The sequence below is a fragment of the Candidatus Njordibacter sp. Uisw_002 genome, from assembly GCF_047730155.1.
In the GTDB taxonomy this organism is placed as follows: Bacteria; Pseudomonadota; Gammaproteobacteria; order Pseudomonadales; family Balneatricaceae; genus Njordibacter.
In genome coordinates this window covers 536295-560897 of the sequence record NZ_CP159832.1, presented here as the reverse complement: position 1 = coordinate 560897, position 24603 = coordinate 536295, and the positions used below count along the sequence as shown (strand labels likewise).

The 24603-nt window shown below is 43.9% G+C and carries 22 protein-coding genes; 8 read left to right on the top strand and 14 right to left on the bottom strand.

The genetic code is table 11. The features are described 5' to 3' along the window. The 10 genes from ABXT42_RS02730 to soxC form a co-directional block, all read right to left on the bottom strand. Positions 1–510, bottom strand: a complete 510-nt coding sequence (locus ABXT42_RS02730; protein ID WP_443628846.1) for a hypothetical protein — start codon at positions 508–510, stop codon at positions 1–3. Between the two features lie 6 nt (positions 511–516). Beyond that, complete coding sequence (locus ABXT42_RS02725) at positions 517–1431, bottom strand: alpha/beta hydrolase (protein ID WP_443628845.1); 915 nt, start codon at positions 1429–1431, stop codon at positions 517–519. A gap of 18 nt (positions 1432–1449) precedes the next feature. Further along, positions 1450–3210, bottom strand: a complete 1761-nt coding sequence (gene soxB / locus ABXT42_RS02720; protein WP_443628844.1) for a thiosulfohydrolase SoxB — start codon at positions 3208–3210, stop codon at positions 1450–1452. 98 nt (positions 3211–3308) lie between these two features. After that, positions 3309–3731, bottom strand: coding sequence for a hypothetical protein (locus tag ABXT42_RS02715; RefSeq protein ID WP_443628843.1), 423 nt, complete (start codon positions 3729–3731; stop codon positions 3309–3311). 18 nt (positions 3732–3749) lie between these two features. Then, positions 3750–4610 (bottom strand): sulfur oxidation c-type cytochrome SoxA, encoded by an 861-nt coding sequence (gene soxA, locus ABXT42_RS02710; RefSeq protein ID WP_443628842.1) that lies wholly within the window; start codon positions 4608–4610, stop codon positions 3750–3752. A gap of 34 nt (positions 4611–4644) precedes the next feature. Continuing rightward, entirely contained in the window at positions 4645–4959 is a 315-nt protein-coding gene (gene soxZ / locus ABXT42_RS02705) for a thiosulfate oxidation carrier complex protein SoxZ (RefSeq protein WP_443628841.1), read from the bottom strand. Between the two features lie 21 nt (positions 4960–4980). Further along, positions 4981–5436: a thiosulfate oxidation carrier protein SoxY gene (soxY, locus tag ABXT42_RS02700; protein WP_443628840.1), complete on the bottom strand. Its 456-nt coding sequence runs from the start codon at positions 5434–5436 to the stop codon at positions 4981–4983. A gap of 46 nt (positions 5437–5482) precedes the next feature. After that, a complete protein-coding gene (soxX, locus tag ABXT42_RS02695) occupies positions 5483–5845 on the bottom strand; it encodes a sulfur oxidation c-type cytochrome SoxX (RefSeq protein WP_443628839.1) in 363 nt (120 codons plus the stop codon). A 38-nt stretch (positions 5846–5883) separates the two neighbouring features. Then, positions 5884–6918, bottom strand: coding sequence for a c-type cytochrome (locus tag ABXT42_RS02690; protein WP_443628838.1), 1035 nt, complete (start codon positions 6916–6918; stop codon positions 5884–5886). After that, positions 6902–8221, bottom strand: a complete 1320-nt coding sequence (gene soxC, locus ABXT42_RS02685; protein ID WP_443628837.1) for a sulfite dehydrogenase — start codon at positions 8219–8221, stop codon at positions 6902–6904. The genes ABXT42_RS02690 and soxC overlap by 17 nt, the downstream gene beginning before the upstream one ends. A gap of 234 nt (positions 8222–8455) precedes the next feature. Between soxC and ABXT42_RS02680 the strand changes: the two genes are divergently transcribed. The 8 genes from ABXT42_RS02680 to ABXT42_RS02645 all read left to right on the top strand — a co-directional run bounded on the left by ABXT42_RS02680 (position 8456) and on the right by ABXT42_RS02645 (position 17587). After that, positions 8456–8854 carry a DsrE family protein gene (locus ABXT42_RS02680; protein ID WP_443628836.1) on the top strand — a complete coding sequence of 133 codons (399 nt, stop codon included), beginning with the start codon at positions 8456–8458 and terminating at the stop codon, positions 8852–8854. Between the two features lie 91 nt (positions 8855–8945). Then, complete coding sequence (locus ABXT42_RS02675) at positions 8946–9980, top strand: YeeE/YedE family protein (protein ID WP_443628835.1); 1035 nt, start codon at positions 8946–8948, stop codon at positions 9978–9980. Between the two features lie 50 nt (positions 9981–10030). Beyond that, positions 10031–10807 (top strand): ion transporter, encoded by a 777-nt coding sequence (locus tag ABXT42_RS02670; protein ID WP_443628834.1) that lies wholly within the window; start codon positions 10031–10033, stop codon positions 10805–10807. An 18-nt stretch (positions 10808–10825) separates the two neighbouring features. After that, the gene (locus ABXT42_RS02665) at positions 10826–11761 is read left to right on the top strand and encodes an HAD-IIA family hydrolase (protein ID WP_443628833.1); all 936 of its coding nucleotides are present in this window, start codon (positions 10826–10828) and stop codon (positions 11759–11761) included. A gap of 217 nt (positions 11762–11978) precedes the next feature. Continuing rightward, entirely contained in the window at positions 11979–13103 is a 1125-nt protein-coding gene (locus tag ABXT42_RS02660) for a dimethylsulfoniopropionate demethylase (RefSeq protein WP_443628832.1), read from the top strand. 35 nt (positions 13104–13138) lie between these two features. Next, entirely contained in the window at positions 13139–14452 is a 1314-nt protein-coding gene (locus ABXT42_RS02655) for an O-acetylhomoserine aminocarboxypropyltransferase/cysteine synthase family protein (RefSeq protein WP_443628831.1), read from the top strand. Position 14453: 1 nt separating this feature from the next. Then, on the top strand, positions 14454–15254 hold the full coding sequence (locus tag ABXT42_RS02650) for an alpha/beta fold hydrolase (RefSeq protein ID WP_443628830.1): 801 nt from the start codon (positions 14454–14456) through the stop codon (positions 15252–15254). A 2-nt stretch (positions 15255–15256) separates the two neighbouring features. Then, positions 15257–17587 carry a 3-hydroxyacyl-CoA dehydrogenase NAD-binding domain-containing protein gene (locus ABXT42_RS02645; protein WP_443628829.1) on the top strand — a complete coding sequence of 777 codons (2331 nt, stop codon included), beginning with the start codon at positions 15257–15259 and terminating at the stop codon, positions 17585–17587. Between the two features lie 47 nt (positions 17588–17634). On the opposite strand, the gene ABXT42_RS02640 is transcribed toward ABXT42_RS02645, so the two are convergent. The 4 genes from ABXT42_RS02640 to mreC are packed head-to-tail and all read right to left on the bottom strand — an operon-like array spanning position 17635 to position 24550. Further along, entirely contained in the window at positions 17635–21720 is a 4086-nt protein-coding gene (locus ABXT42_RS02640; protein ID WP_443628828.1) for a YhdP family phospholipid transporter, read from the bottom strand. After that, positions 21720–23201, bottom strand: a complete 1482-nt coding sequence (rng, locus tag ABXT42_RS02635; RefSeq protein ID WP_443628827.1) for a ribonuclease G — start codon at positions 23199–23201, stop codon at positions 21720–21722. The genes ABXT42_RS02640 and rng overlap by 1 nt, the downstream gene beginning before the upstream one ends. 21 nt (positions 23202–23222) lie before the next feature. After that, complete coding sequence (gene mreD, locus ABXT42_RS02630) at positions 23223–23711, bottom strand: rod shape-determining protein MreD (RefSeq protein ID WP_443628826.1); 489 nt, start codon at positions 23709–23711, stop codon at positions 23223–23225. Beyond that, positions 23711–24550: a rod shape-determining protein MreC gene (mreC, locus tag ABXT42_RS02625; protein ID WP_443628825.1), complete on the bottom strand. Its 840-nt coding sequence runs from the start codon at positions 24548–24550 to the stop codon at positions 23711–23713. The genes mreD and mreC overlap by 1 nt, the downstream gene beginning before the upstream one ends. Between the last annotated feature and the right edge of the window lie 53 nt (positions 24551–24603).

The window sequence follows — 24603 nt, the reverse complement described above, 5'->3', positions numbered from 1 at the left end:
CTATAGCTGCCCAGTTATTTTATTATAGGATTGAGTAATTTGCTGTTGTAGGTAAAATCCATAAAAATCAGGTGTCACCAAACCTACAATGTCTTCACCGATACGCTGTCCAGTGCGAGGATGGATAAACATTACAGTAGGTGAAAAATCAGCATTAAAAGCCTGAGAAAGTTCTTGTTGGGATATTTTTTGGGCCGTAAAATCGGTCACTATCGCCTGTGAATTTAGATCTATGCGGCGCACTTGAAACAAGGGTTCCCATTTTGGATCAAGGGTCAGTGGTAATAGGAAGTCATTTTTTACTCGCTTACAAAAACTACAGTTTTCAACCTCTGCAAGCAGAACTAAAACACGATCTGGCTCTAATGAAGCTGTGTCTTTGAACATACCAAACGGCTCGTTAGCACTTGCAGTGCCTACGGTGACCACCATAGCTGCAGGAAACCAGAGGGTTAATAACAACCAACTGCATGATTTGATCACTCGCTTTATAACCCACTTGATGTTCATAGACGGTTAATCCCCTTCCACTAATGTGTCTATGCTGTCTAGAATAGCGTCCAGAATGTCATCTGAATATAAATCGCGGAAATAATGATCCGCGCCATCTACCAAGATAAATTCTACATTGGAAAATTCACGCGCTTCTAGCTGCGCTGGCAGGTCTCTAACCACTTGGTCTTCGCTGCCTGCCAAAATCACAGTGTGTAGACCACCTTCCACTAAAAGATCTGGGGTGTTCAGTGTTTGTGGTGGATTATAATAAGACAAAAAGCTAGCTGCCTTTACCTGAGGCGCCTGATTGCAGTAGATAAAGTCTGTAGGCTGTGGCATCCATCCGTCTGCAGGCTGTTGTTGTGCCACTTCAATAAGGTCGGATAAGTGTTTTTGGTAGCGACGGTGATAACTTTCTGCCATGGCTTGCGCACTCCAAGTAGCAGGGGCTACTAGCACTTGGCCTAGCACAACAGGGTCTGGATTTTGGTTATAAGCAGCCACCTGAGAGCCACCTCTTGAGTGACCTGCTATCAACACTTGGGTGACGCCTTGTTCCTTTAGCCATTCAATCCAAAGGGCAATTTCAGCCATGGCATCTTCATGACGGTGTTGATGTGGCACAGCACAATCATACATGCCATGACGATCATCCATGCCAAGGCTTAAATTAATCGCCAGGCTATTAAGAGATTCATCTTCTAAAAGTGTCTGTAAATTGGCAATAATTTCCATGTCATTATGGGCCAATGTGCCATGCACCAACAACACCAATGGGCCATCAGTAATGCTTTGTGAGGCGATATTAAGCTGAGCATTTATTTGCAGATCGTTCGCTTCAATAGTAATTTCTTGTGCATGAACCGAAACACTCGTGAAGCCCACAGCCAAAGAAATCAATGGCACTAATAGCGCATGTTGGATTAATTTATTCATCGCCGCCTCTCTACTTTTCTAGGCTTTATAACCTGGGTTACCAGCCACATTAAGCAACACTGGTGTATTAAGCTTATCAATTTTAACTTCTTGCTGATCTCGAAGATGCTGAGCAACCACATCCCAAATATCATCACCTTCAGAACGCGAGCCAACTGTAGCCCAGCCTGCAACACGATAGGTTTTGCTGGCTTCAATCACTGTGCCGTTGTCCAAACGCATTTCGTCAATACGCGAGCCCATTTGAGCCAAAGGATCACAACGGTAATCCAGCCCACCTAGTCTCACCATGTCACCGCCTGACTGCAGGTATGGTTCTGGGTTAAAGATGTTGTCTGCCACGTCTTCTAAAATAAGCTTAATTTCTGCACCTGTCATATCCCGTGCATAGGTTTCGGGGTAGGTGGTTGCTGTTTGGTCTAGCACCCTTTCCATAGTGATGGTCTGGCCCTGCAATACGCTAGTGCCCCAGCGGAAACCAGGCGACAAAGAAATTTGGGCATCATAATGGCTTCGTAAAGCATCACAAATCACTTGGTCAAAGGTACCATTGAAATTGCCGCGGCGATAAAGCACTTCATCAGCCACCGCCAGTTCTTCGTCCATCCAGCCTGCATAAGGTGCACGCTCTGCTGCTATAAGCGCTGTCATCTGCGCATCTGCTGGTAATAGCTCGGAGAATACTGGCAACAAACGATAGCTAAAGCCATTCACTTTGCCTTTGCCAATATCTAAATCTAGTACACCCAAAAACTTACCATTTGAACCCACGTTACACACTAACGTGGTGTGACCATTATTTTTTACTTGGGTGGGCGCAGGAATGCCGTCATGGGTGTGGCCACCTAAAATAGCATCAATGCCTGTGACTCTTTGGGCCATGGCTACGTCTACGTCCATACCGTTGTGTGAAAGCACAACTACAGCATCTACACCTTGATTTTGGCGTAAGTCATCCACCAGCTCTTGCATCATTTCGCCGTTAATATCAAAGCTCCAATCTGGCACAAACCGCGCTGGATTGGCAATTTTTACTCGTGGGAAAGCTTGACCGATGATGGCTACCCGAGAGCCACCCATTTCACGAATACTATAGGGCTTAAACACCCGCATAGAGTCTTCGTCATAGATATAATCATCTGCACCATCAAACAGTGCATCTTCTGTAATTAGCACGTTTTGGGCTAAAAATTCACCGTTAAACTGGCTAATATTGTGTAAAATTTCTTGCTGATGATAGGTGAATTCCCAGTGACCAGTCATCATGTCTACGCCCAACAAATTACATGCGCGTACCATATCCATGCCACGAGACTTGTAGTTAATACCAGAGCCTTGCCAAGTGTCACCGCCGTCTAACAACAGTGTATTTTCACTGCCATAGCTTGTACGCAAGCGGTCAACTAAGGTTTTAAGATGAGCAAAACCACCTACTTTTCCATACTCTTGTGCGGCTTGCTCAAAGTTTAAATAGGTAAAAGCATAAGCTTCCATTGATCCTGGAGCGATATCAAAATGATCCAAAAACTTATTGCCAACCACATGGGGAGCTTTGCCATAGGCTGTGCCGATACCCAAATTGATACTAGGCTCACGAAAATAAACTGGATTAAGCTGTCCATGACAATCGGTCATGTGCAGTAAACGTGCATTACCAAAATTAGGCACTTCATAGAAATCAGCAGGTTTTTTTTGTGCGGCATAGCCTTGGCTTGGCAACACACCAGAAACTGCGGCAATTCCCATTAAACGAGCAAAATCGCGACGGCTAGTAGACATGACTTATTCCTATGATGACCTAATTGAGCTTAAATAAATAAGCCCACGAAACTGCCGTTGAAACAGAGCGTGGGCTTTGGTAGTGGCTGCCGTTCGCCTTAGTTAGGCACAGCCATTAGCCATTCTTTTTGAGACTGATGATACTGCGCTACACCCATACGTGAATGGTATTGAGCGCGTGCAGATATTTCCATAGACTTACGGAATTCACCAGCTTCCAAAGCCTTATTGGCTGAAGAAAGCAGGCCCTTGGTTAACGTCCAACCAAAGTCAACTTCTAATGCTTTAGCATATTGAGCTTTAGCATCAGCTAGTAATTGCTTAGCATTAGCGGCATTTGCTGGCGCTGCTGCTGCAACCTCTTCGGGATGATCCGTAGTATAGCTTTTGCCTTCAAAGGTAAAGCTATGGCCTTTACCATTCATAGCACGCTGCGCATTAAAGGCTTCATCGAAGGTCTGGGCAGCAACACTGCCAGATATCATCATCAACGCTGCTACAAGGGAAATCGTTTTATTCATGTTGTTCTCCTCGTTTGCTTATTTACGTGCGCCAGGGCCATTAACTACTAAGCCATTGGACATGTATGTTTGGAAAAACTCTAAGTTACTTAACTTTTCACCTTGAGCTTTTTGCGATACACCACGCACGTTAGACTGACATCCAGCATAACGACGTTGAAGTGTGCCTAGGTTGCCCCACTTAGAACGAAACACGGGAAAATGTGTAACATGACCTAAGGCAGGCCCTGGCAAATCTGCACGAATCAGCACGTTAGAACCTGCAACGTGACAGTTAGCACAGCTCATATTTAGCTGACCACGACGTGTATAGAAGCTTTGCTTGCCATCTAAATAAGCGGCTTTAGCGCCGTCATTTGAGATTTGCACGTCAAATACATTGTCACGTGAGGTGTAGGCCATATAGGCCGAAATCTGGGCGATTTTACCTTTTTTCCAGCCTAGCTTTTTCTCGCCATTGGCTTCACGACACTGGTTAATAGCTGACTCTAAGGTGACTACCTTACCTTGAGACTCATCCCAACGGGGGAAGTTTTGACGGATGCCAACACCTTCGTTAGCAAAACAGTCTGCATAAGACTTGCCGTTAGCAAATGGTGTATTGAACAAAACTTCGCCTTCTTCAACATCAAACTCATAAGGAGGAAACTCTTCAATCTCTTCCCATTGTTCACGTGAACCGGCGTCTAGAGAATAAATGCCATTAACATAGTCATCCAGTGGCACTTGTGGAAAGCGCTTTTGAAAAAAACTTTGTAGTGCTAAGCGGTCTGCTTCTGGATCAACTGATGCCAGAGTGTTACCGCTAGTTGCTGCTTGAGTGATACTGGCTACAAGCGCTATGGATGCGCCAGCTAACAGTGATTTTATTATTTTCATTCTGATGCCTCTGCTATAGAGTGGCCGTTACCGGCTACTTAATTTTGGCGGTTTCCGAAGCGCTAGCGCCCGTGTTTTCCGTCCATGTCATTTGCAATTCGTCACCTTTGGCGCCACCAACAAAGGTAAAAGCCAAATATGGGTTCTTAGAAACAGCAGCTCCCATGTTGGCTTCCATAACAGTTTTACCATTATGTGCAACACTTAGGGTTTGAATAAACTTCGCAGGAATTTTGTTACCGCTCTTGTCTTTTCGGTTGCCTGTTTCCATAGCATGCTTAGCCATGATTTTTACTACTGTATTGTCGCCTTTGGCTTTTGCTTTGGCGCGTAAAATACCTTTTGCCATGATAATTTCTCCTAGTTCGCCTTAGCCGCCGCAGCCGCCGATTGTTACTTTCACTTCTTTAGAAGCACTAAATTCACCACTGGCCGTAGTTACTACCGCAGTAACTTGAGAGGTTTTTCCCATACGGATACGACAAGACACATCTGCCATAGTACCTTCAGGAATATTGAACTGCGCTGCTAATGGTTGTGGGTTATTCGCCACAAAAATAGCAATGCTAGTCACTCCAGCCAAACTACTTTTTACACTGACAGGCACTACAGCACCGTTTTCAGCAATATCAGGAGCTTTCATAGTCACTTGTGCACTTGCACTTGGATCAGCACTATACAAGGCACCCATAGCTGCTTCTTGAGACTCTGCTTGAAACGCAGCTTTAGACCATGCGGCCAAAGCCACACGAGGCATTAGCACACCCATACCGGCAACTAAGCCACCGGTAAAGACCGCTTTTAAAACACTTCTTCGATTCATCATTGATTTAGTCCTTTGCCATATTCTTTAAATGGCACTGAAATAGAGTTTAGTACTGATACAAGTATGCCACGATGGCATCTATATCATCTTCTGACAAAATCCAATGCTTACCAAACGGAGGCATTATCGTTGTCGGATTCTTTACTGTTGGATCCCAGATTTGAGCTCTAAGTACCTTTGGATCTGGAAAGCGAGCTTTCATAGCCAATAAAGGTGGCCCTTGATTTCCTGGTAGCTTAGCATCTGCATCAGGGATCATATGACAAGCAATACAATTACCTGCTTTCTTATTCAGATAAAGCGCTTTACCCTTGGCTATTTGGTCAGCAGAATAATCTGCCAAAGTCATGGAAGATACTCCAGTCAATACCAAACCTAGTAATGCGTGCTTTATTATGTTTTTTCGCATTGGTTTTTCCTCTTTTTTTTCTTCATGAAATACCAACATTATTGTTGAGACTCCACCATAAATAGGACCGCGTTGGCCACTGCTTCGTCTGATAAATCTGCTCTACCACCTTTGGCTGGCATGTACCCAGCATTGCCAGCATACCCTTCTAGTGCATGGGTAATAAGTAAATCAGTTCCTTGCTGAAGCCTTTCAGACCAGGCATCAGCATCACTTACTTTCGGCGCACCTGCCAAACCACTCGTGTGGCAAACCCCACATGCAGCTTGATAAGTTGCTTCGCCAGCAATCGCCACTTTACTCATTGCCAACGTTTCCTTGGCAACAGGTACTTCGATTTCTTCACCCGTGATAGACGCCTTACGTTCGGCTTCTTTACTGGCTTCTAAATCATGTTGATCTGAATGGCTTGCAGCTGGTGCATCAGCACCTTCTACAAAGTGGCCAATAGGTGTTACACCTGCTAAAGAGCTTTGCAACATCATTTTTGCTGGGTCTGAACAATCTACCATACAACGGGGGTTACTGACATCTGGACGATCGTCTATGTAAAAACCATCTTCGTTGGGCATTTTTATCTGCGCCAGATTTTCATGAGATAACTCAAAGTCATCTTCAATAATATCGTTCATATAAAGCACGTAAGCGGTGATGTCGTAAACTTGCTGATCATCCAAACTCATCGGCGCTGTAAATGGCATGGCACGGCGAATATAGTCAAATAATGTACTCGCATAAGGCCAATAGCTTCCCACAGTTTTCACTGGGCGTTCATCGGCTAAAGTGCCTTCACCACCTGTTAGTACTGGCCAACGGCCTTCACCTTCGCCAAATACACCATGGCATGAGGCACAGAACATTTCATAGCTTTCCTCTCCATCTAAAGCATTTCCGCTGCCCACTGGAAGGCCCATGCCATCTGGACGAATATCAATGTCCCAGCCTGCAATCTCTACTGCTGATGCTGGCGTGCCAATATTATAGTCTTGCGCATAAGTAACACTGGATATTGCACCAGCAGCAACACTTGCAACCAAAGTGGCTGAAAAACTCAACTTAAGTGATTTGAACATTTTTCACCTCACCTGTTGGCGCTACTTGCCACGTATGTATAGAGTTTTTGTGATATATCGAATTCACGCCACGTTGCTCTCTAAGCTGGGCTAAGGTGGGCTGTACATAGCCGGTTTCATCATAAGCTCGGCTTTGGATCAACCAGGGCTCACCTTGCCACTGGGTGGTGAAGCTAAAACGAGTCAATGCCTTATCAAGCACTAAACCTTTTAATTTTGCTGGACGCCAAGACACACCGCCATCAAAAGACACATCCACACCTTTTATAGTGCCCCGACCAGTCCAGGCCAAACCTTCAACTTCTATAAAGCCTTTACGAAGGATAGGGTTTTCTGGACAAGGCGAGGTGATTACTGAGTTACACTCTTGCACAAAGGTAAATCGACGCGCGCGTCCATCTGCCATTAAATCGGTATATTTAGAGGTCTCTTCACGGTGATGCCAAGGCTTGTCACCTACTTCGATACGACGTAACCATTTGATAGACGTATTACCTTCCCAGCCAGGGTTAAGCAAACGTAAAGGATAGCCCTGCTCTGGACGTAACATTTCACCATTTTGAGCATAAACAACAAGTGTATCATCAAGCACTTTTTCTATTGGTATAGAGCGACTCATATGCGCGCCGTCTGCACCTTCAGCTAAGATCCACTTACCTTCAGTTTGTACACCTGCAGCGTCCAGCAACACCTTTAAAGGCACTCCTGTCCATTCACAACAACTTAACATGCCATGGGTAAATTGTAGCGCTTCCATTTGTGGGCCGCGCCATTCCATGCCACCATTAGCCGGGCATTCAATAAACTTAATCTGCGATACCGAAGGGAATCGCATCAAATCTTCCATAGTGAAGATTAATGGGTTATCTACTAAACCATGAATCATCAAACGATGTTCATCGGGATTAATATCAGGTACACCCGCATGATAACGTTCAAAAACCAAACCGTTAGGCGTGATAATACCTTTGAGGTCTTGAATTGGGCTCATACTTATAGAGGAAACTGATTCTGCTGTAAGCCAAGGTACTGTGCGGCGCACAACCTGGGCTTCATGGCGCGAAGGCAATCCATACGGATTTTCTACAACGCCTGTACCCAATTGACGACCCCATTGTGGCTCGTTTGGTGGCAAGTTACTCGTTAGTGAAGCCGCTGATGCGATGGTAGTACCACCTACAGCAGCTGCGCCCGCAACATAACTCATGCCACGACGCAAAAACTCACGTCGATCGCTAACACTTAAGTGCTCACTGGCCCCCTGCATGGTTTGCATCAATTGTTGGGTACTAGGCGTAGTCATAGATAAATAGCGTCATTAGAGTTTAGCAATAGCTAAGGATACTTAACTAAAGGCAGATGTATCAAGAGACTTAGGTCTCATATTCTAAAACAAACTAAAAAGCATATGCTTATATAATAAATTCATATAACCACGATAAAATGAGCACACATACATATGCTATATTGCTGTACAGGTTTTCGTAATGGTGATTGTGTCATGTTTGGATGTAGAAATTTATTAGGGTTATTTCTCTTGTTCGCTGCCCCCGTAGGTTTTGGGGCAGAAGATTACGCATCACAAAAAGTGGTTTATCACATTAACTACAGCGATATAAGCCGTATTAGCGCAACTTTTGGCAATATAAATAATCACATCGAAGCTGTTGGAGAAGACAATATTGACTTAAAGGTTATGATTCATGGCGCAGCGTTAGAATATCTTATTGCTGCCAAAACTGATTCAGCCAAACAAATCGCTTTAGATAGCCTTCGCCTTCAAGACGTCCAGTTTTTAATCTGTAATAACACTTTGCAAGCTTACCACCTTGGCTTAGAAGATCTGTATGACGTTGCAAAAGAAGATATGGTACAAGCTGGCTTGCCAGCCATAGTGGCGCTTCAGCAAGCAGGTTATATGTACCTTAGGCCCTAGAGGCTTACCACGAATGTATATGTAATTTTTACACTCAAAAATCCTATAATTTGTTATAATTGACAGATCACATTATCTAAATTAACACATTATGGATTACGAACAGCTCATCTTAAACATTGGTATTCAGCCGTTACAACTTTATTTAGGATTAGCCATGGGCTTGGCCTTTGGCATAGGTGCTAGCATGAGCAACTTTTGCCTACGCGGCTTTGTGCTAGATTTATCGACATTCAAATTCACCAGCACTAGCTACACTTGGCTACTAGGCTTAGCTATTGCCATCACTTTCACCCAGCTACTGCTGCAAGGCGATGCCAGTGATATCAGCGAAGCACCCGTCATTGCAGTTCAAGCTAGCCTTAGCGGCTCTATCGTGGGTGGTTTAATGTTTGGCTTTGGCATGATACTCAGCCGTGGCTGCGTCTCACGTCAAATCATCTTGATCACCACGGGCAACTTACGCTCTCTTGTTACCTTTGGCACTTTTGCGGTTTTCGCTCAGCTCACCTATGGTGGACAGCTGGTATCTTTTAGACAAAGCGTGCAAGAGCTCTGGCGCCTTAATCCATCGTACAATCAAGTACACGATTTTGTGCCATTTTCGCCCACACTGTTTTTATTTATTAGCGCTAGCATTGCCTTAGTTTGCTTAGTTATGCTGATTAAACGTCAAGCTTGGTCACATTTAATGGGTGGCACTATAGTAGGCCTTGCTATTGCACTTGGTTGGTATGTAACAAGCTTTGTGGCTTATCACACTTTTAATGACATATTACCCCAAAGTATCACTTTTAGCGCACCCACGGCGCAAAGCCTCATTGCCCTTATGTCTGTTGACGCGCCCTTTATTAGACTTGCAGCAGGCCTTGTGGCAGGGTGCTTTTTGGGCGCACTTATTGTGAGCCTTATACGCCAAGACTTTAATCTTCAAAGCTTTACCCAAAAACTGCCTATTAGACGTTATTTATTAGCGGGTATGCTGATGGGGGTAGGTTCGGTACTTGCTAGTGGTTGTTCGGTCGGGGCTGGTTTGTCTGGCACAGCAGTAATGGCTACTGGCTCTATAGTCACGCTTATTTTCATCATCATTGGCGGGCTGATAAGCACGCGCTATAGTGCATAACACATTGATTAATTTCACATACTGAGCTTCCATCTATGATGTCATCTAGCATGCAAACACGCTTATACACCTTGCGATCTAACAAAGTTTTTGAATTATTCGTGGTGAGCATCATCTTACTTTCTGCACTAGTGATCGGTGCTAAAACCTATAACATGCCAGCCCAGCTTATCAACTTTATTGGCTATCTAGACCTTGGCATCACGGTGTTTTTCTTAATAGAAATAAGTATTCGCTTTGCTGGCGACCCTGTTAAAAGTCGATTTTTCTTAAATGGCTGGAACCTTTTCGACACCATTATTGTGGTGGTGAGCCTTATTCCTATTGAAGATAGCGAACTGGCTTTAGTGGGAAGGCTAATACGTATTTTCCGTGTGTTACGCATGGTATCTGTAGTGCCTGAGCTGCGTATATTACTTAACTCATTAATCAAAGCCCTGCCCCAGCTAGGCTATGTGCTTATGTTGATGTTTATAATTTTCTACATCTACGCCGCGGTAGGCACTACCTTTTTTAGCACTATTAATTCGGTGTTATGGGGAGATATAGCGATCTCTATGCTCACCCTATTTAGGGTGATGACCTTTGAAGATTGGACAGACGTAATGTATGAAGTAATGGCTGTGTATGGCTATGCTTGGGTGTTTTTCTTAAGCTTTATTTTTCTCACCACTTTTGCATTTTTAAACATGGTTATTGGCATTGTGGTAAACGTTATGGAAAATGAAAATGCAGCCGAGCGATTAGCCGAGGGTGAGCCTTCTATGACTGACCTGCGCGCTGAACTAGCTGAAATAAAAGCGCTTTTAAAACATCGTGACGGTTGAAACTAAGGCTAATATATAATGATTAAAACCTACCCACACCCAAGTGAAATAAACACTGCGTGGGCTTTTGAACATTACCAAACCATAAGGCACACACTGCCCAAGGCAAGTTTCCCACAGACAAGCCAATGGGTTGAAGGCCTAACTGACTTGATGGATGACTTTGACGTGTTCTTGCTGGATGCCTTTGGTGTGCTTAATGTTGGCCAAACAAGCATAAAAACAGCCCCTGCAGCTGTATCTGCGCTGCAATTAGCTGGCAAGAAAGTGATGGTATTAACCAACGGCGCTAGCCTGCCTGCAAGTGAATCTAAGAAAAAATTCAAGTGTATGGGTTTTGATTTTGACGCAGATCATATTATAGCTAGCCGAAACGCACTGTGTAACGCACTGGCTCATAGCTTTGGTGCACAAAACACCAACGCTTTATGGGGCGTTATGGCCAGACCTGATTCACAGTTACACGAATTACCTGCAGCTAGTATTGCTTTAGGTGATGATGGCGCGCTATTTGATAAAGTTAGTGGTTTTATCCTATTGGGAGCATCTTATTGGACTCAACACAGGCAACAACTGCTCGTGCGCAGCCTGATAAAAAAACCTCGCCCAGTGTGGGTAGGAAATCCAGATTTGGTCGCACCCAATGAGCATCATTTAAGTTTAGAGCCTGGTTACTTTGCTCATCAGCTAAGCCAAATAAACGAGGTTAGCCTGCATTTTTTTGGCAAACCCTTTGCTAATATTTTTCAACTTGCATGCCAAGGTTTAGAGGACACACCAAGACACCGCATATTAATGGTGGGCGACACTTTGCACACAGACATACTGGGTGGCGCTGCATATGGGATAAAAACAGCCCTGATTACAGGCCATGGCTTATTCGCAAAACAAAACATTACACCCTACATTACCCAGTCTGGCATTGTGCCAGACTATATGATGGTTTCACCCTAGGCTTAAAAAATTAGCGGCTACTTAAAAGCCTTCCTTAAGCTTTTCACAGACTTGGGCTTATCACTTATAATTAGCCCAGTTTTAGTTTGAACTTTGCACCAAAAACCCTAACTCGTTTAAAAAATGACTGACTAGGTTTATCTATTTCCTAGGCTGCTACGTGGGCGTATATTGACGACAATTATTTTCGATATATATTTGGCTTGGTTGTACTATTATGAATCCAGAACTTTCCGTCTCTCGTCGTACACGTTCTACTCCATTTACTAGCAGAGTTGAGGCTGCTGGAGTGAAGGGCTACACAGTTTATAATCACACTTTACTTGCGACTAAGTTTCGCAGTGTAGAAGAAGATTACTGGCATTTGTGTGAACATGTTCAAGTGTGGGACGTATCGGCTGAAAAGCAAGTGGCTATTAGTGGGCCAGATGCCTACCGATTGATTCAGCTTATGACTCCTAGGGATTTATCAAAAGCCCGCATTGGACGTTGCTTTTATGTGCCTTTGTGCAATCCACAAGGGGGCATTATTAATGACCCTATCGCTATCAAACTCACAGAAAATGATTGGTGGCTATCGATTGCTGATACAGACGTTATGTTGTGGGCACAAGGCTTAGCCATTGGATTTAATTTAGACGTAAGCGTGAGTGAGCCTGATGTTTGGCCTGTAGCAGTGCAAGGCCCAAAAGCCGAAGATTTAATGGCTAGAGTATTTGGGGAGAGTGTGCGTGACATTAAGTTTTTTAACATCCAACCTATGTATTACAAGGGTGTAGCGATGCAAGTGGCCCGTTCTGGGTGGAGCAAGCAAGGCGGCTTTGAAATCTATGTTAATGATAAAAGCCTCGCCCTGCCATTATGGGATGAACTATTTGCTAAAGGTGAAGACCTCAATGTAGGCCCAGGGTGTCCAAACTCAATCGAGCGGGTTGAAAGTGGCCTGTTATCTTTGGGTAATGACATGGGTTATGACACTACGCCTTTTGAGTGTGGTTTAAACCAATACGTCAATTTAGATGCCGATGTGGATAGTCTATCTTTACCTGCTTTGCGAAAGCATGTGCCACAACAGCAACTTATGGGCGTAGTGATCGACCAAGCATGTGCATTGACCACGTTAAATGTGACTGCAGATGGCCAAGACGTGGGGGAAATTACTAGCCATGCTTTTTCGCCTAAATATGGCGTACATTTAGCATTTGTATTATGCTCTTTACCAGCTTTGGGCGCTCACCTTTCAATAGACGTGCACACGCAAATTGGTATGTTAAAAGGTCAACTCACACCGTTACCTTTCAATTTTGACGCCCTAAACTTAATACCTAAAGCACGCACTTAAAAACAGGTGTCTTTTGTGCACAACAAGGCAACATTATGAGCAAATCTTCATTTTTAGGCGCCGATACTATTGCGCTTCACAGTGGCTATCAACCCGAATCAGATCATGGCTCAAGAGCTGTGCCTATTTACCAAACTACCTCTTATGTATTTGACAGTGTAGATGAAGCTTCTGCTCTATTTAACGTAGAGCAAGGCGGGCACATATATAGCCGCATAACCAATCCTACTGTGGCCGTGTTAGAGCAACGCTTGGCGGCATTAGAAGGCGGTGCAGCGGCTATTTGTACAGCATCTGGAATGAGCGCTTTGTTTGTGAGCTTTTTTAGCCTATGTTCAGCTGGTGATCATATTGTCAGTGCCAAGCAAATATACGGCTCTACGGCCACGTTGCTTAAACACACCCTTAAACGGTTTAATATCGATTCTACTTTTGTAGATATAAACGATCAACAAGCAGTGGCTAACGCCATACAAGACAACACCAAACTTGTTTTTTGTGAATCTATTGGCAACCCAGGCTTAGATGTATCTAACTTGCCTGCCATTGCCGAAACGGCCCATGCGAAGGGAGTCCCTTTAGTAGTAGATGCTACTTTTGCAACACCTTACCTTAACAATCCTATTGAGCATGGCGCTGATGTTGTCGTGCACTCTGTAACCAAATGGATTGGCGGCCACGGCGCAGCTGTTGGTGGTGTGGTTATTGATGGTGGCAATTTTGATTGGCTTAAAAGTGGTCGTTTCCCCACACTAACTCAACCTTATGAACCATTTCACGGGATGAATTTTTGGGAAGAGTTTGGCCCTGCAGCTTTGGCTATGCGTATTCGTTGTGAATCTATGCGTGACATAGGTGCGGCAATGGCACCTCATAACGCGTTTTTATTATTGCAGGGCTTAGAAACCTTAAACCTACGTATGCAGCAGCATGTATCTAATGCTCAAGCTATGGTGACATGGCTGCAAGAACAAGACGCTGTTGCATGGGTAAACCACCCTGATATTGATGCAGATGATCACACTAAAGCTTTATTTCCCAAAGGCGCAGGCTCAATGCTTACTTTTGGTGTAAAAGGTGGGCGCAGCGCCGGGGCAGCCTTTATTGATGCCTTACAGCTTTCTTCAAATTTAGCCAACGTGGGTGACTCTCGCACTTTGGTGCTGCATCCAGGCAGCACTACCCACTCGCGCCTAACAGAAGCAGACTTGTTATCAGCAGGCATAAGCGCAGACCTTATTCGTGTCTCTGTTGGTATAGAGACGCTTAAAGACATACAAGCTGATTTTAATTTAGGCTTGCGCGCAGCTGCTAAAGTTGTTGCTCGCCAAGAAGAGGCTCAGGTCTAACATGTATATTCAAGTTGATAATGCCAACACCTTTATCGCTACCGGCGGCAAACCTTTTGATGCAAATTTAACCACTGTAGTGCTGCTGCATGGTTCTGGCACAGATCATCGCACTTGGGCATTACAGGCACGTTGGTTTGCATTCCATGGTTTTAGTGTATTCGCGCCAGATTTTCCAGAGCATAGCTTGTCACAAGGGCAAGCCCTCACAAGCATCGAATCTATGGGTGCTTGGCTTATACGTGCTTTGGATACCGCAGAAGTAGACAAAGTGCATTTAGTAGGCCACTCTCAAGGGTTTTTGGTAGCCTTAGAGGCGGCAGCCTTACTAGGTGATAGAGTGAAGTCTGTGACGGCACTTGCCACAGCGAGTGCGATACCTGTTAATCCGGCGTTAGTGGATATGGCTCAAAAGAATCCAGCAAATGCTGCAGCTATGATGCTGCAATGGGGCTTTGGCAGCAAACACCAGCATGGCGCAAGTGCCGTGCCAGGGATGCAGCCTATTGGCATAGGCTCACGTATCATGGCCAGTAATCCTTTAGCAATAGACCTTGCCGCATGCAACGCATATATTGAAGGAGCAAATAAAGCTCAGCAAGTAGCAGATGCAGACTGCCCTAGCTGCGTCATTCTTGCTGAACAAGATCGCATGACGCCAAAAAAAGAAGGCTTGAAACTAGCCCATGCTTTAAATGCTCAAACACACGTGGTTAATGGTATGGGGCATATGCTACCTATGGAAGCACCCAAAGAAAGCCTTCACATTATGAAAACATTTATTCAGTCCATAGAGAAATAACCATGGCTAAGCTAATCGACAACTCATCCTCTACTTACAAAAACATTAAAAAAGTAGCTGTTATAGGTGCTGGCACAATGGGTGCAGGTATCGCAGGTCAAGTTGCTAATGCTGGCGTGGAGGTATGGTTGTTAGACTTACCAAGCTCAGGCGATGCTGTTAATGCCTTGGCTGAACGTGGTTTTAAGCGTTTAAAAAATATCGACTCTCCAGGTTTGATGAGCAACGAAGCTGGTCAATTAATTCATTGTGGTAATACTCAAGACGACTTTGATCAACTGGCTGATTGTGACTGGATAGCAGAAGCTGTTGTGGAGAGGCTGGATGTAAAGCACGCGTTATATAAGCGTATTGATGCCATCACTGGCCCAAACACCATTGTGACTTCAAACACCTCCACTATTCCTATTAGCTTGCTTACACAAGGCATGCCACAAGCATTTTGTGAACGTTTTGCTATTACCCATTTCTTTAACCCTGTGCGTTTTATGCGGTTATTAGAGCTGGTGCGTGGCGAACATACGCAAGATGAAGTCATTAATACGTTGAGTCAATTTTGTGAAAGCAACCTAGGTAAAGGCGTTGTGGTGTGTGAAGACACGCCTGGATTCTTGGGGAATCGTGTTGGTGTTTTTGCGATTCAATGCGCCTTACACACTGCGTTTAATATGGGTTTATCACCCAATGAAGCTGACGCTTTATTTGGTAGACCTATGGGTATTCCAAAGACTGGGGTCTTTGGTTTATATGACCTTATAGGAATAGATCTGATGGCTGACGTAGCCAAAAGTTTAGAGAGCATATTGCCTGCAAATGATGCCTTTCACCAATATGCAAAACCTGTGCCTTTGATGACCCAAATGATTGCCAATGGGCAAACAGGTAACAAAGGTGGACAAGGGTTTTACCGTGAATTGGATGCAGGCAAAGAGGTTTTGGACTTGGTAAGCGGCACCTATCAACCCACCACCCGCATACAGCTGCCACTAGCTCAAAAGGCTGAGGCGCACGGTGTAGCTGCATTGTTAGATGATGACAGTGTCTATGGCCGCTTTGCATGGCAAGTATTGTCTAGCACCTTAAACTACGCAGCCGCGCTTATACCAGAAATTGGCAGCAATATTTTACCCATCGATGATGCTATGAAGTTGGGTTATAACTGGATTTATGGCCCATTTGAATTAATCGATCAAATTGGTGCCAAACGTGTCGTTGAACGAATGCAAAAAGAAGGCCGTGATGTGGCGCCTATGCTGGCGCTATCTGCTCAAAAGGAAGGATTTTACAAGGTCATTAATAAACAGCTATGTAGCTTAGACGACAGTGCTGAGTATGTGGCCATAAAACGGCCCTCTGGTGTTTTACGTTTCTCTGAATTGCGCCAAACATTAACGCCTAAGTATAGTAATGCAAAGGCCAGTTGGTTTGTACACGATAATGCCGCTATTGTAGAGTTTCATTCTAAGGCCAACGCCTTAGATAAAGATTCTATGGATGTTATTCGACATGCATTAGAACAGGCACAGGTTTTAAAACTTCGTGGTGTGGTATTGCACAATGACGCCCAGCATTTTTCTTGTGGTGTTAACTTAACCGCCTTTCGAGGCTTTTTTGAAGCAGAAGATTATGCTGGCATGGACCACTTCTTAAATCACTTCCAGCAAACGATGCACGCAATAAATCGCTGTACGTTGCCGGTAATTGCAGCACCTGCAGGCATGTCTATTGGGGGTGGGTTTGAGGTCGTGTTGGCTGCTGACCACGTTATTGGACACTCTAACTGCGTTATGGGCCTAGTAGAATCAAGTGTAGGGGTGGTGCCTGGTGGTGGCGGGTGTAAAGAGTATTTATACCGTTGGTATGAAGTGTTGGGTGACATCAAAGCAGCTGCATGGAAAGCCTTTATGATTGTAGGTTATGGCTGGACAGCCAAGTCACCTATAGAGGCTACTGAACAAGCTATGCTTTATCCAGAAGATCAATATATGATGAACCGAGATCGTCTATTAAGTGAAGCTCTATCACAACTTGATAATGTTAAAAAAGCGAAACCTCGAAAGCCTTTGCCTATGGCAGGTGAAGAAACCTATCGTGAAATGATGGATTGGTTATTTGAAGCGCACGATCAGCAAAAAATTACCGCCCATGATGTGGTTGTAGGTACAGAGCTTGCACGCATTTTTACTGGTGGCAAAGTTAAAGCTAACACTATGATGAGTGAACAAGATCTGTTTGACGCTGAACGCGAGTCTTTTTTGCGCTTGGCCCAATCAAGTGCAACACAAGCACGCATTGTGACTATGCTGGACCAAGGCTCACCCATAAGAAACTAGCATAATAGTGCAGGGGCAATAAACACTTGGCTTAAAATTGAGTAGGCTTATTCAATAGAAAGCACGCTATCAATACGCTCCTGCACAGATTGCTGTTGGTAATCTTTATCAAAAAATCTCACCAGCTCAACTTTTGGCTTATCCAATGAGCCCAAAACATGGTACCTAGCGCTTGTAAAGGTGGCTAATTCATCACCAATTAACTTGTTAACTACGTACATCATGCCTCCCAGCTGAGGCAGACCTACTATTAAAGCTGCCAGCGGCAGCTTATCTACTACTGGCAAAGTAATAATTAAGTTATTGTCCACTTGACGATTATTAAAATCGATCCAGCCGTCCATGGTTAGATTTAAGGTCGATGATTTGAAGGTGGAGGGTGTGACAGTAGAGGCAATGCCCTCATCAAAGCGGTAATGGGATGTCACACTATCAAAGTTAAAACCTGGCTGAATAATGTCAGAAAAATCTAACTTAACTCGGTTGATTAATCGACCAACATCTAAAAGAGCCAACACTTTTAGTCCATCAACGGCACTGGGCGAAGATGATATGCTGCCATTTTTAAGACGCAGTCCTAGATCTCCAGTGGTGTCTTTTAACGCAAAAGCCAAAGGAGAGCGAGGCCAACTTAGCTGTATTTCCATAGATGAGCCTTTAGCGCTTAATCCTGGCTCATAACCCCAAGCCATTAGCACACTAGCCAAATCGTCAGATTCAGCACGACCAGTAAACTGGGTGCGATGGACACCATCAAGCTTATCCCAAATAAGGTTACCTTGAAGCTTAGTATGGCGAATAGTTGCATCTAAATCGTGGACGTATATTTGCTCTTTGTCACGTCGGATTTTAAATTCCCAGCGGCCAAAGGGTTCATCATTTTTAACTAAATTTTGGATAGAAACATCTGCATCTAGTAGTTTTTTGGGGTCAATATTCTCTAATACATCAGCGACCTTTATCGTTTCCTGTGAAGTATCTGGGAAGTTAAAAAGCGCTCGTTCTACATTAATAGCTAGAGGCAGCTGAGTGTCAAAATAATCTATATGGCCCATTAAATTTTCTGAGGCAATATTCAACCGCCATGGATCTGACAATAGTAAGCCATCTGTTTTTTCAAGTGGCGCAAGCGTTACTTGGGCTTGGTTAATGTCTAAACCAAACCACTGAGCCTGCTTTATTGTCACATTAACCAGAGGCAATCTTGATTTTGAAGCAGTTATATTTTGCTTGTCTTGCCCCCTTCCCCATGCCTTTATACGATCTTGATAAACTGACCACCAAGAGGCTATATCTAACATATCCAGGTGGCCATCAATATTCCACTGATCTTTTTTTGCCCAATCAACAGACTGCTTAAACCCTACATTTAGACCTACTACCGATAGTGCATCTGAGGTTTTTCCAGTGTCCAATTTAATCGCTATTTGCTGTCCGTCTATACTGGCATACCAATCTTGTTGGCCTTGCTGCCAATTGCCAATCAGCTGTAATTGTTGTAATTGATTCAAAGGTTCTGGCAGGGCCATACCAGCACTACTCAAGTCTACCTGAGCACTTAATGATGCACACTGTCCCTGCATTTGCGTGCAGGTGGATAGTCTTGCAACAAAGGGTAATGCACCAGTAATTTCTTGCGCCCAAGGCTGACTTGTTTTTGTCGCCAAGTAATGTGCTGGTAAACGCCCTTCAAATTGTAATACTAAGTGACCTTTTTCCCCTCCAGCATTGGTTCTTACATCACGTAGAATGGGTTTGGGAATGCTGGACAGCCAAGGGGTAGCAAGCTCAACTTTAGGTAAGCGTTTAACACTGATCGATTGTCCATCTATAAGGCCATTACCAAAACCCTCTCCAATACCCGAATAGGATGAATTTAGTTCAACTTCAAATTCAACGTGGCGTATATCTGCCTGCAGGGGTGCCCAAAAAGCATGTAAATTATCACTAGATAGTTTGAAGTCATAGGTGGGTTTTGCTTGGTGACCAAAAGGTATCCCAAAACGGCCCTGCAAAGACACGTTACCTTCTGGTTTTAGATTTTTTAGCCATGGTGGTAAATTGATATTAAGTGGAAGCTGCTGTGCTAAATCTATCATCTGCTGAGCTTCGCCTGATAGTTGCCCTTGTACCTTAATATAACCATCATTTGCCTTTGTCACTGGCGCATTTTGTGAGTTATTTGTTAAATTTTCTGATCTAGACGCTGTGGAAAATTTGGTATATATGGGCACTTCCACTTGCCACCCATCTACTTTTGCAGACATTAAACCGTGGGCCAAAGTACCTGATTCAAGTTTTATCACTGCACTTGTTGAATTTACAGTCAAATCAGCGATTAGTCCCTGCACTTGGGGCCACTTTGGGTGATAGGTGAAGTCAGGAATATCAAGGTGTGCTGCAATAGACATACTTCTTGCCAGCTTATTTTCCGAGTTTAAAACCTTTCCTGGACGGCCATTATAGATAAGAGCCGCTTGTGTAACGGTGCCAATAGGTGCTGCTTTAGAGATCCATTGACCTAGCTTTTTACCCAGCACTTTATCTGGCAGCATTATTGGTATCTCACCTACATTAAGGTTTTTCATCCCCAACGCCAGTTGTATAAAGGGTTCTGTGGATGATCCCTTTCGAGGAAACTCGCCTGCCATTAAAAGATTTATATGCCCTTGTGCTAGGCTGGCAGTGACATTAGATGAGCTGACTCTGTTAGCCAAAGCACCATAGTGCCAATTAAACTCACCCTGTACGGCATTAAACTTCCAAGGCAATCCATTGAGTTTAGGCACTTGTAATGTCAAACCGTCGGTATCGCTGATCGCCACCTTGCCACCATAGCGGTTGAGCCAAATGCGTCCATCTGCATGACTAATTTGGGGCACACCTGCCCACGCCTCTACTTTTGCCTGTTGTAGGTCGCCAGTGAATAAAAACTCACTAGGCTGATTAACGTCTAAGAATAGCGCAACTTGAGACAACCAACCTTTGGGGGCAAGGGATCCAATAGGCATACTCACCTTTGCAGGTAAGCGACTAAGGGTGCTTAGTAATGTGTGTGTGTCTGCCAGATCAATCACTGGGCTTTGTATCACTAGATGTTGGTTTTGTTTTAAGATCTGTAGCTTACTAAAAGGCAAAACAGCCTCATTTATTTTCCCACTTAGTGCCTGCGCTGCAAGGCTCCAATGGGATAAATCCCATACATTATTACTATTGTTATCTAGCTTGAGCGTTGCTCTAACATCTGCTGTCAAATCTACTTTTTCCATTTGGGTAATGAATTTAAAATTAGATTTCTTAGTCACTATCTGAAGAGATTTGGCGGCTTGATAATCTAGCCAATACTCACCAAACACACTCAAATTGTCAGCATTAAAAGATGATTCAATAGGCATTATTAAGGGTAACCAAGATGCAACCTCCAAACCATTGGCGTGCAAATATACCTGGGCTGATTCAATACTTGCTTGGGGCAGACCATTAATACCTCCAGTGGTATTAATGTCTAATGTAAGGTGTATTTTGGCATCATCATTTAATGTTTTAGTAGCTGTGCCACTGTAAAGAGATAGGTTTACCTCAGTTGTATGTTCAGTAGCACTATGAGCCTTACTTTGAGCAACACCAATTTGAGCGTTAAGTTTGGGCAGGCTAATGGGCTGGCTTTGATACGGTGTCAATATTAAGCGGACATCCTCAAGTAACAACTGAGGCACACTGGATGATAATTTCAGCAAAAAATGAGGGCCATGCGTTGCTTGCGCCCCCCAACGTCCATCTTCTTGTTGGCTGGCTTTAATGGACACGCCTGTTGCTTGAACATTAGATAAAGTAAGCACACTAGTTCTAATGGACTCCAGCAGATCCACACCTAATGTTAAACGCTCAAGGGTTAGACCGGTATTAGCTTGAAGCTGTGTTAAGTTGAGCCTAAGGGATGTACCTACTAGCTTTACTTCAAACGTCTCTATTTTTAGATCTTGCCCAATAGACTGACTCACCTGGGTTTCAACCCACTGATGGTATATTGAGTGTTCACTAATGCCAAAGCGAAGCCAAGAGATACACAGCGCTAATGTAACCAATAATAGGCAAGCAAAGGCTAGAAACCATTGGTTAACTTTAGTCATCATTAACGCAACACCACATCATATTGTTCATTTTGGTACATAGGTTCTAGGCGCAATGAGATTGCCTTACCTATAAATGCCTCTAATTCCGCTAAGCGGTGAGCTTCTTCATCTAACAGCTGATCAATCACTGATTGTGATGCAAGAATTAAATAAGTTTGAGTATCGTAGGCTCTGTGAGCTCGTAAAATTTCTCTAAATATTTCATAACAGATGGTTTCTGGTGTTTTATTAATACCGGTGCCATCACATGCTGAACAGGGTTCACATAAAAGCTGCTCTAAGCTTTCACGTGTGCGTTTTCGTGTCATTTGAATCAAACCCAAATCTGATACGCCCAACACTTTAGTTTTAACGTGGTCTTTGGCTAACGCACGATCTAAGGTTCTAGCCACTTGACGCTGGTGCTCAAGATCATGCATATCAATAAGGTCTAAAATGATAATGCCACCAAGGTTACGTAACCTAAGCTGTCGACCAATAGCTGTTGCAGCTTCAAGATTGGTTTTGAAAATAGTCTCTTCTAGATTGCGATGACCCACATAAGCACCGGTATTCACATCCACAGTAGTCATGGCTTCGGTTTGATCGATGATAATATAACCACCTGACTTTAATGGCACTTTTCGCCCAAGGGCTCTTTGAATTTCATCTTCTACATTGTAGAGGTCAAATATAGGCCTCTCACCCGGATAGTGCTCTAATTTACTGGCCATATCAGGCACTAACTGGTTCACAAACTCTGTCGCCTTTTGATAAGTCTCTTTAGAGTCTATACGGATTTTCTCAATTTGTGGGTGGGCAATATCTCTTAACGCACGCAGCGCTAAAGGCAGATCTTCATAAATCGTTTGGGGAGCCTTAGCTGTCGAGATTTTCTGCTTAATCGTGTGCCACAAACGACGCAGAAAATCGACGTCATGGTGCAGACTTTGTTCGCTCACGCCTTCTGCAACTGTGCGCACAATCACGCCTTCTTTTGCTAGCTCAGGGGTCTCATTCAAAACCTTGGAAGGTTTTGCTAAATAGTGCTCTAAGCTGTTCTTTAAGCGTTGTTTTTCAGTTTCATCTTCTATACGTTGAGACACACCTACATGGCCGCTTCCTGGCATATACACTAAGTAACGCGATGGGATGGATATTTGTGTGGAAAGGCGAGCACCTTTGGTACCAATTGGATCTTTAAGCACTTGCACCAGTATACTTTGGCCTTCTCTTACTAGTAATGCAATGTCATCCGAATCTGGTTGCCCATTTTTGGGCTCAATATCTGCAGCATGAATAAAACCAGAGCGCTCTAAACCAATTTCTACAAAGGCAGCCTGCATGCCTGGCAAAACACGCACAACTTTTCCCAAATAGATATTGCCTACAATACCTCGGTGGTCATTACGCTCTATATGAACTTCTTGTAACATACCATTTTCAATCACAGCCACACGAGTTTCCATTGGGCTAAAATTGATAAGAATTTCTTCGTTCATTATGAGGACCTATCCTTTTCCTTAAGCGACTTTAAACGCTCTTCGAATGCCACGCAGCACGACAAACAACCACAACCAAAGCACACCGCTTATTGGCGCAGGTAATAAAAACCAAAGGCCGCTACTGGCATTGCTACCAATCCCTTGCAACCAATAACTAATGCATTGATAAATAACCACTAAGACACATATCACAAACGCCTGTTGCCACAAACGATACATACGCAGGCGACGATACATTAATATAACAATAAAGGTCGCTACCACCATGGCTAGCGCGTTAATGCCTAAATGAGTCCCTTGTAATAGGTCCAGCAATAAACCCAATACAAAGGCCCAACCTATGCCGAATCTTTGAGGTAAAGCAATCACCCAATAAAGAAAGACCATTAACACCCATTCAGGCCAACCCCACTGCACCCACTCAAGCATGGGCAGTGCACTCAACATAAAAGCTATGAGCAAAGTAACAAAAGGCACCCATAGGTTATGGGCTCTTTGCATAACCATTACTTAACCTCCTGCTGAGCTAGACTTTGTTGCTGTGGCGTTTCAATTAGCAACAAATGCCGCGAACGACCTAAGGCGGCTGTAGGCTTAGCTAACACCTTGGCAAAGTCTTGTCCTGCAAAGTGTTGCACTTCAATCACTTCAGCTACTGGGTAGCCTTTGGGGAAGCGCAAACCTAAGCCAGAGCTTACTAATGTGTCACCTACTTCAATATCAGCAGTGTCTGAGAGATCTTGTAATTCTAAATAGTCATAATGTCCTAGGCCATAAGCCACGCTTCGCAGTCCATTACGGTTTACCTCAACTGGAATAGCATGATCTGCATCAGTAATTAATAGCACTCTGCTAGTATATGCTGACGTAAAGATCACTTGGCCCATAACTCCTGTTGCATCAAGTACAGGCTGGCCTGTAAAAGCCCCACTATTAAAACCATTATTAATAATTACTTGATGAACAAATGGGTCTGAGTTAATGCCTATGAGCTCACTAACGATCACTTTTTCATCCAACTGTTCACTACTGTTAAGTAAGTCACGCAGGCGAAAATTTTCCACTGTCAGTGCTGCTAGTTTTTGAACTCGCCTTTCGGCTAAAAGAGTTTGGGCGCGTAATTGTTTATTTTCGGCAATTAGCTCATCACGAACTTGTAGCCTTTCATCTAACCAAGTCCAAGACCGCTGAGGCACATCAACTAACCATTGCACAGGTGTCACAGCCACAGAAAGCCACCCACGAAAACGCTGCATTTGATCAAATTGGTAGTCAGATATAATTAAGCCAGTACAGATAAAACCGTAAATAAAGAATTTTTTAACGGTAGATCGGCCTTTAAACAAAGGATCAATAACGAGTCTCCTAGCGATCCTGTCGCCTTAAACAACAACGGCGA

Excerpts from the sequence above, each read along its gene's own strand:
- soxB (WP_443628844.1), bottom strand. The coding sequence starts at position 3,210 with ATGTCTACTAGCCGTCGCGATTTTGCTCGTTTAATGGGAATTGCCGCA.
- ABXT42_RS02655 (WP_443628831.1), top strand. The coding sequence starts at position 13,139 with ATGAGCAAATCTTCATTTTTAGGCGCCGATACTATTGCGCTTCACAGT.
- ABXT42_RS02645 (WP_443628829.1), top strand. The coding sequence starts at position 15,257 with ATGGCTAAGCTAATCGACAACTCATCCTCTACTTACAAAAACATTAAA.
- ABXT42_RS02650 (WP_443628830.1), top strand. The coding sequence starts at position 14,454 with ATGTATATTCAAGTTGATAATGCCAACACCTTTATCGCTACCGGCGGC.
- ABXT42_RS02660 (WP_443628832.1), top strand. The coding sequence starts at position 11,979 with ATGAATCCAGAACTTTCCGTCTCTCGTCGTACACGTTCTACTCCATTT.
- ABXT42_RS02640 (WP_443628828.1), bottom strand. The coding sequence starts at position 21,720 with ATGATGACTAAAGTTAACCAATGGTTTCTAGCCTTTGCTTGCCTATTA.
- ABXT42_RS02715 (WP_443628843.1), bottom strand. The coding sequence starts at position 3,731 with ATGAATAAAACGATTTCCCTTGTAGCAGCGTTGATGATGATATCTGGC.
- ABXT42_RS02725 (WP_443628845.1), bottom strand. The coding sequence starts at position 1,431 with ATGAATAAATTAATCCAACATGCGCTATTAGTGCCATTGATTTCTTTG.
- soxX (WP_443628839.1), bottom strand. The coding sequence starts at position 5,845 with ATGCGAAAAAACATAATAAAGCACGCATTACTAGGTTTGGTATTGACT.
- ABXT42_RS02670 (WP_443628834.1), top strand. The coding sequence starts at position 10,031 with ATGCAAACACGCTTATACACCTTGCGATCTAACAAAGTTTTTGAATTA.
- soxC (WP_443628837.1), bottom strand. The coding sequence starts at position 8,221 with ATGACTACGCCTAGTACCCAACAATTGATGCAAACCATGCAGGGGGCC.
- ABXT42_RS02665 (WP_443628833.1), top strand. The coding sequence starts at position 10,826 with ATGATTAAAACCTACCCACACCCAAGTGAAATAAACACTGCGTGGGCT.
- ABXT42_RS02675 (WP_443628835.1), top strand. The coding sequence starts at position 8,946 with ATGGATTACGAACAGCTCATCTTAAACATTGGTATTCAGCCGTTACAA.
- ABXT42_RS02730 (WP_443628846.1), bottom strand. The coding sequence starts at position 510 with ATGAACATCAAGTGGGTTATAAAGCGAGTGATCAAATCATGCAGTTGG.
- ABXT42_RS02690 (WP_443628838.1), bottom strand. The coding sequence starts at position 6,918 with ATGTTCAAATCACTTAAGTTGAGTTTTTCAGCCACTTTGGTTGCAAGT.
- soxZ (WP_443628841.1), bottom strand. The coding sequence starts at position 4,959 with ATGGCAAAAGGTATTTTACGCGCCAAAGCAAAAGCCAAAGGCGACAAT.
- soxA (WP_443628842.1), bottom strand. The coding sequence starts at position 4,610 with ATGAAAATAATAAAATCACTGTTAGCTGGCGCATCCATAGCGCTTGTA.
- soxY (WP_443628840.1), bottom strand. The coding sequence starts at position 5,436 with ATGATGAATCGAAGAAGTGTTTTAAAAGCGGTCTTTACCGGTGGCTTA.
- mreD (WP_443628826.1), bottom strand. The coding sequence starts at position 23,711 with ATGGTTATGCAAAGAGCCCATAACCTATGGGTGCCTTTTGTTACTTTG.
- rng (WP_443628827.1), bottom strand. The coding sequence starts at position 23,201 with ATGAACGAAGAAATTCTTATCAATTTTAGCCCAATGGAAACTCGTGTG.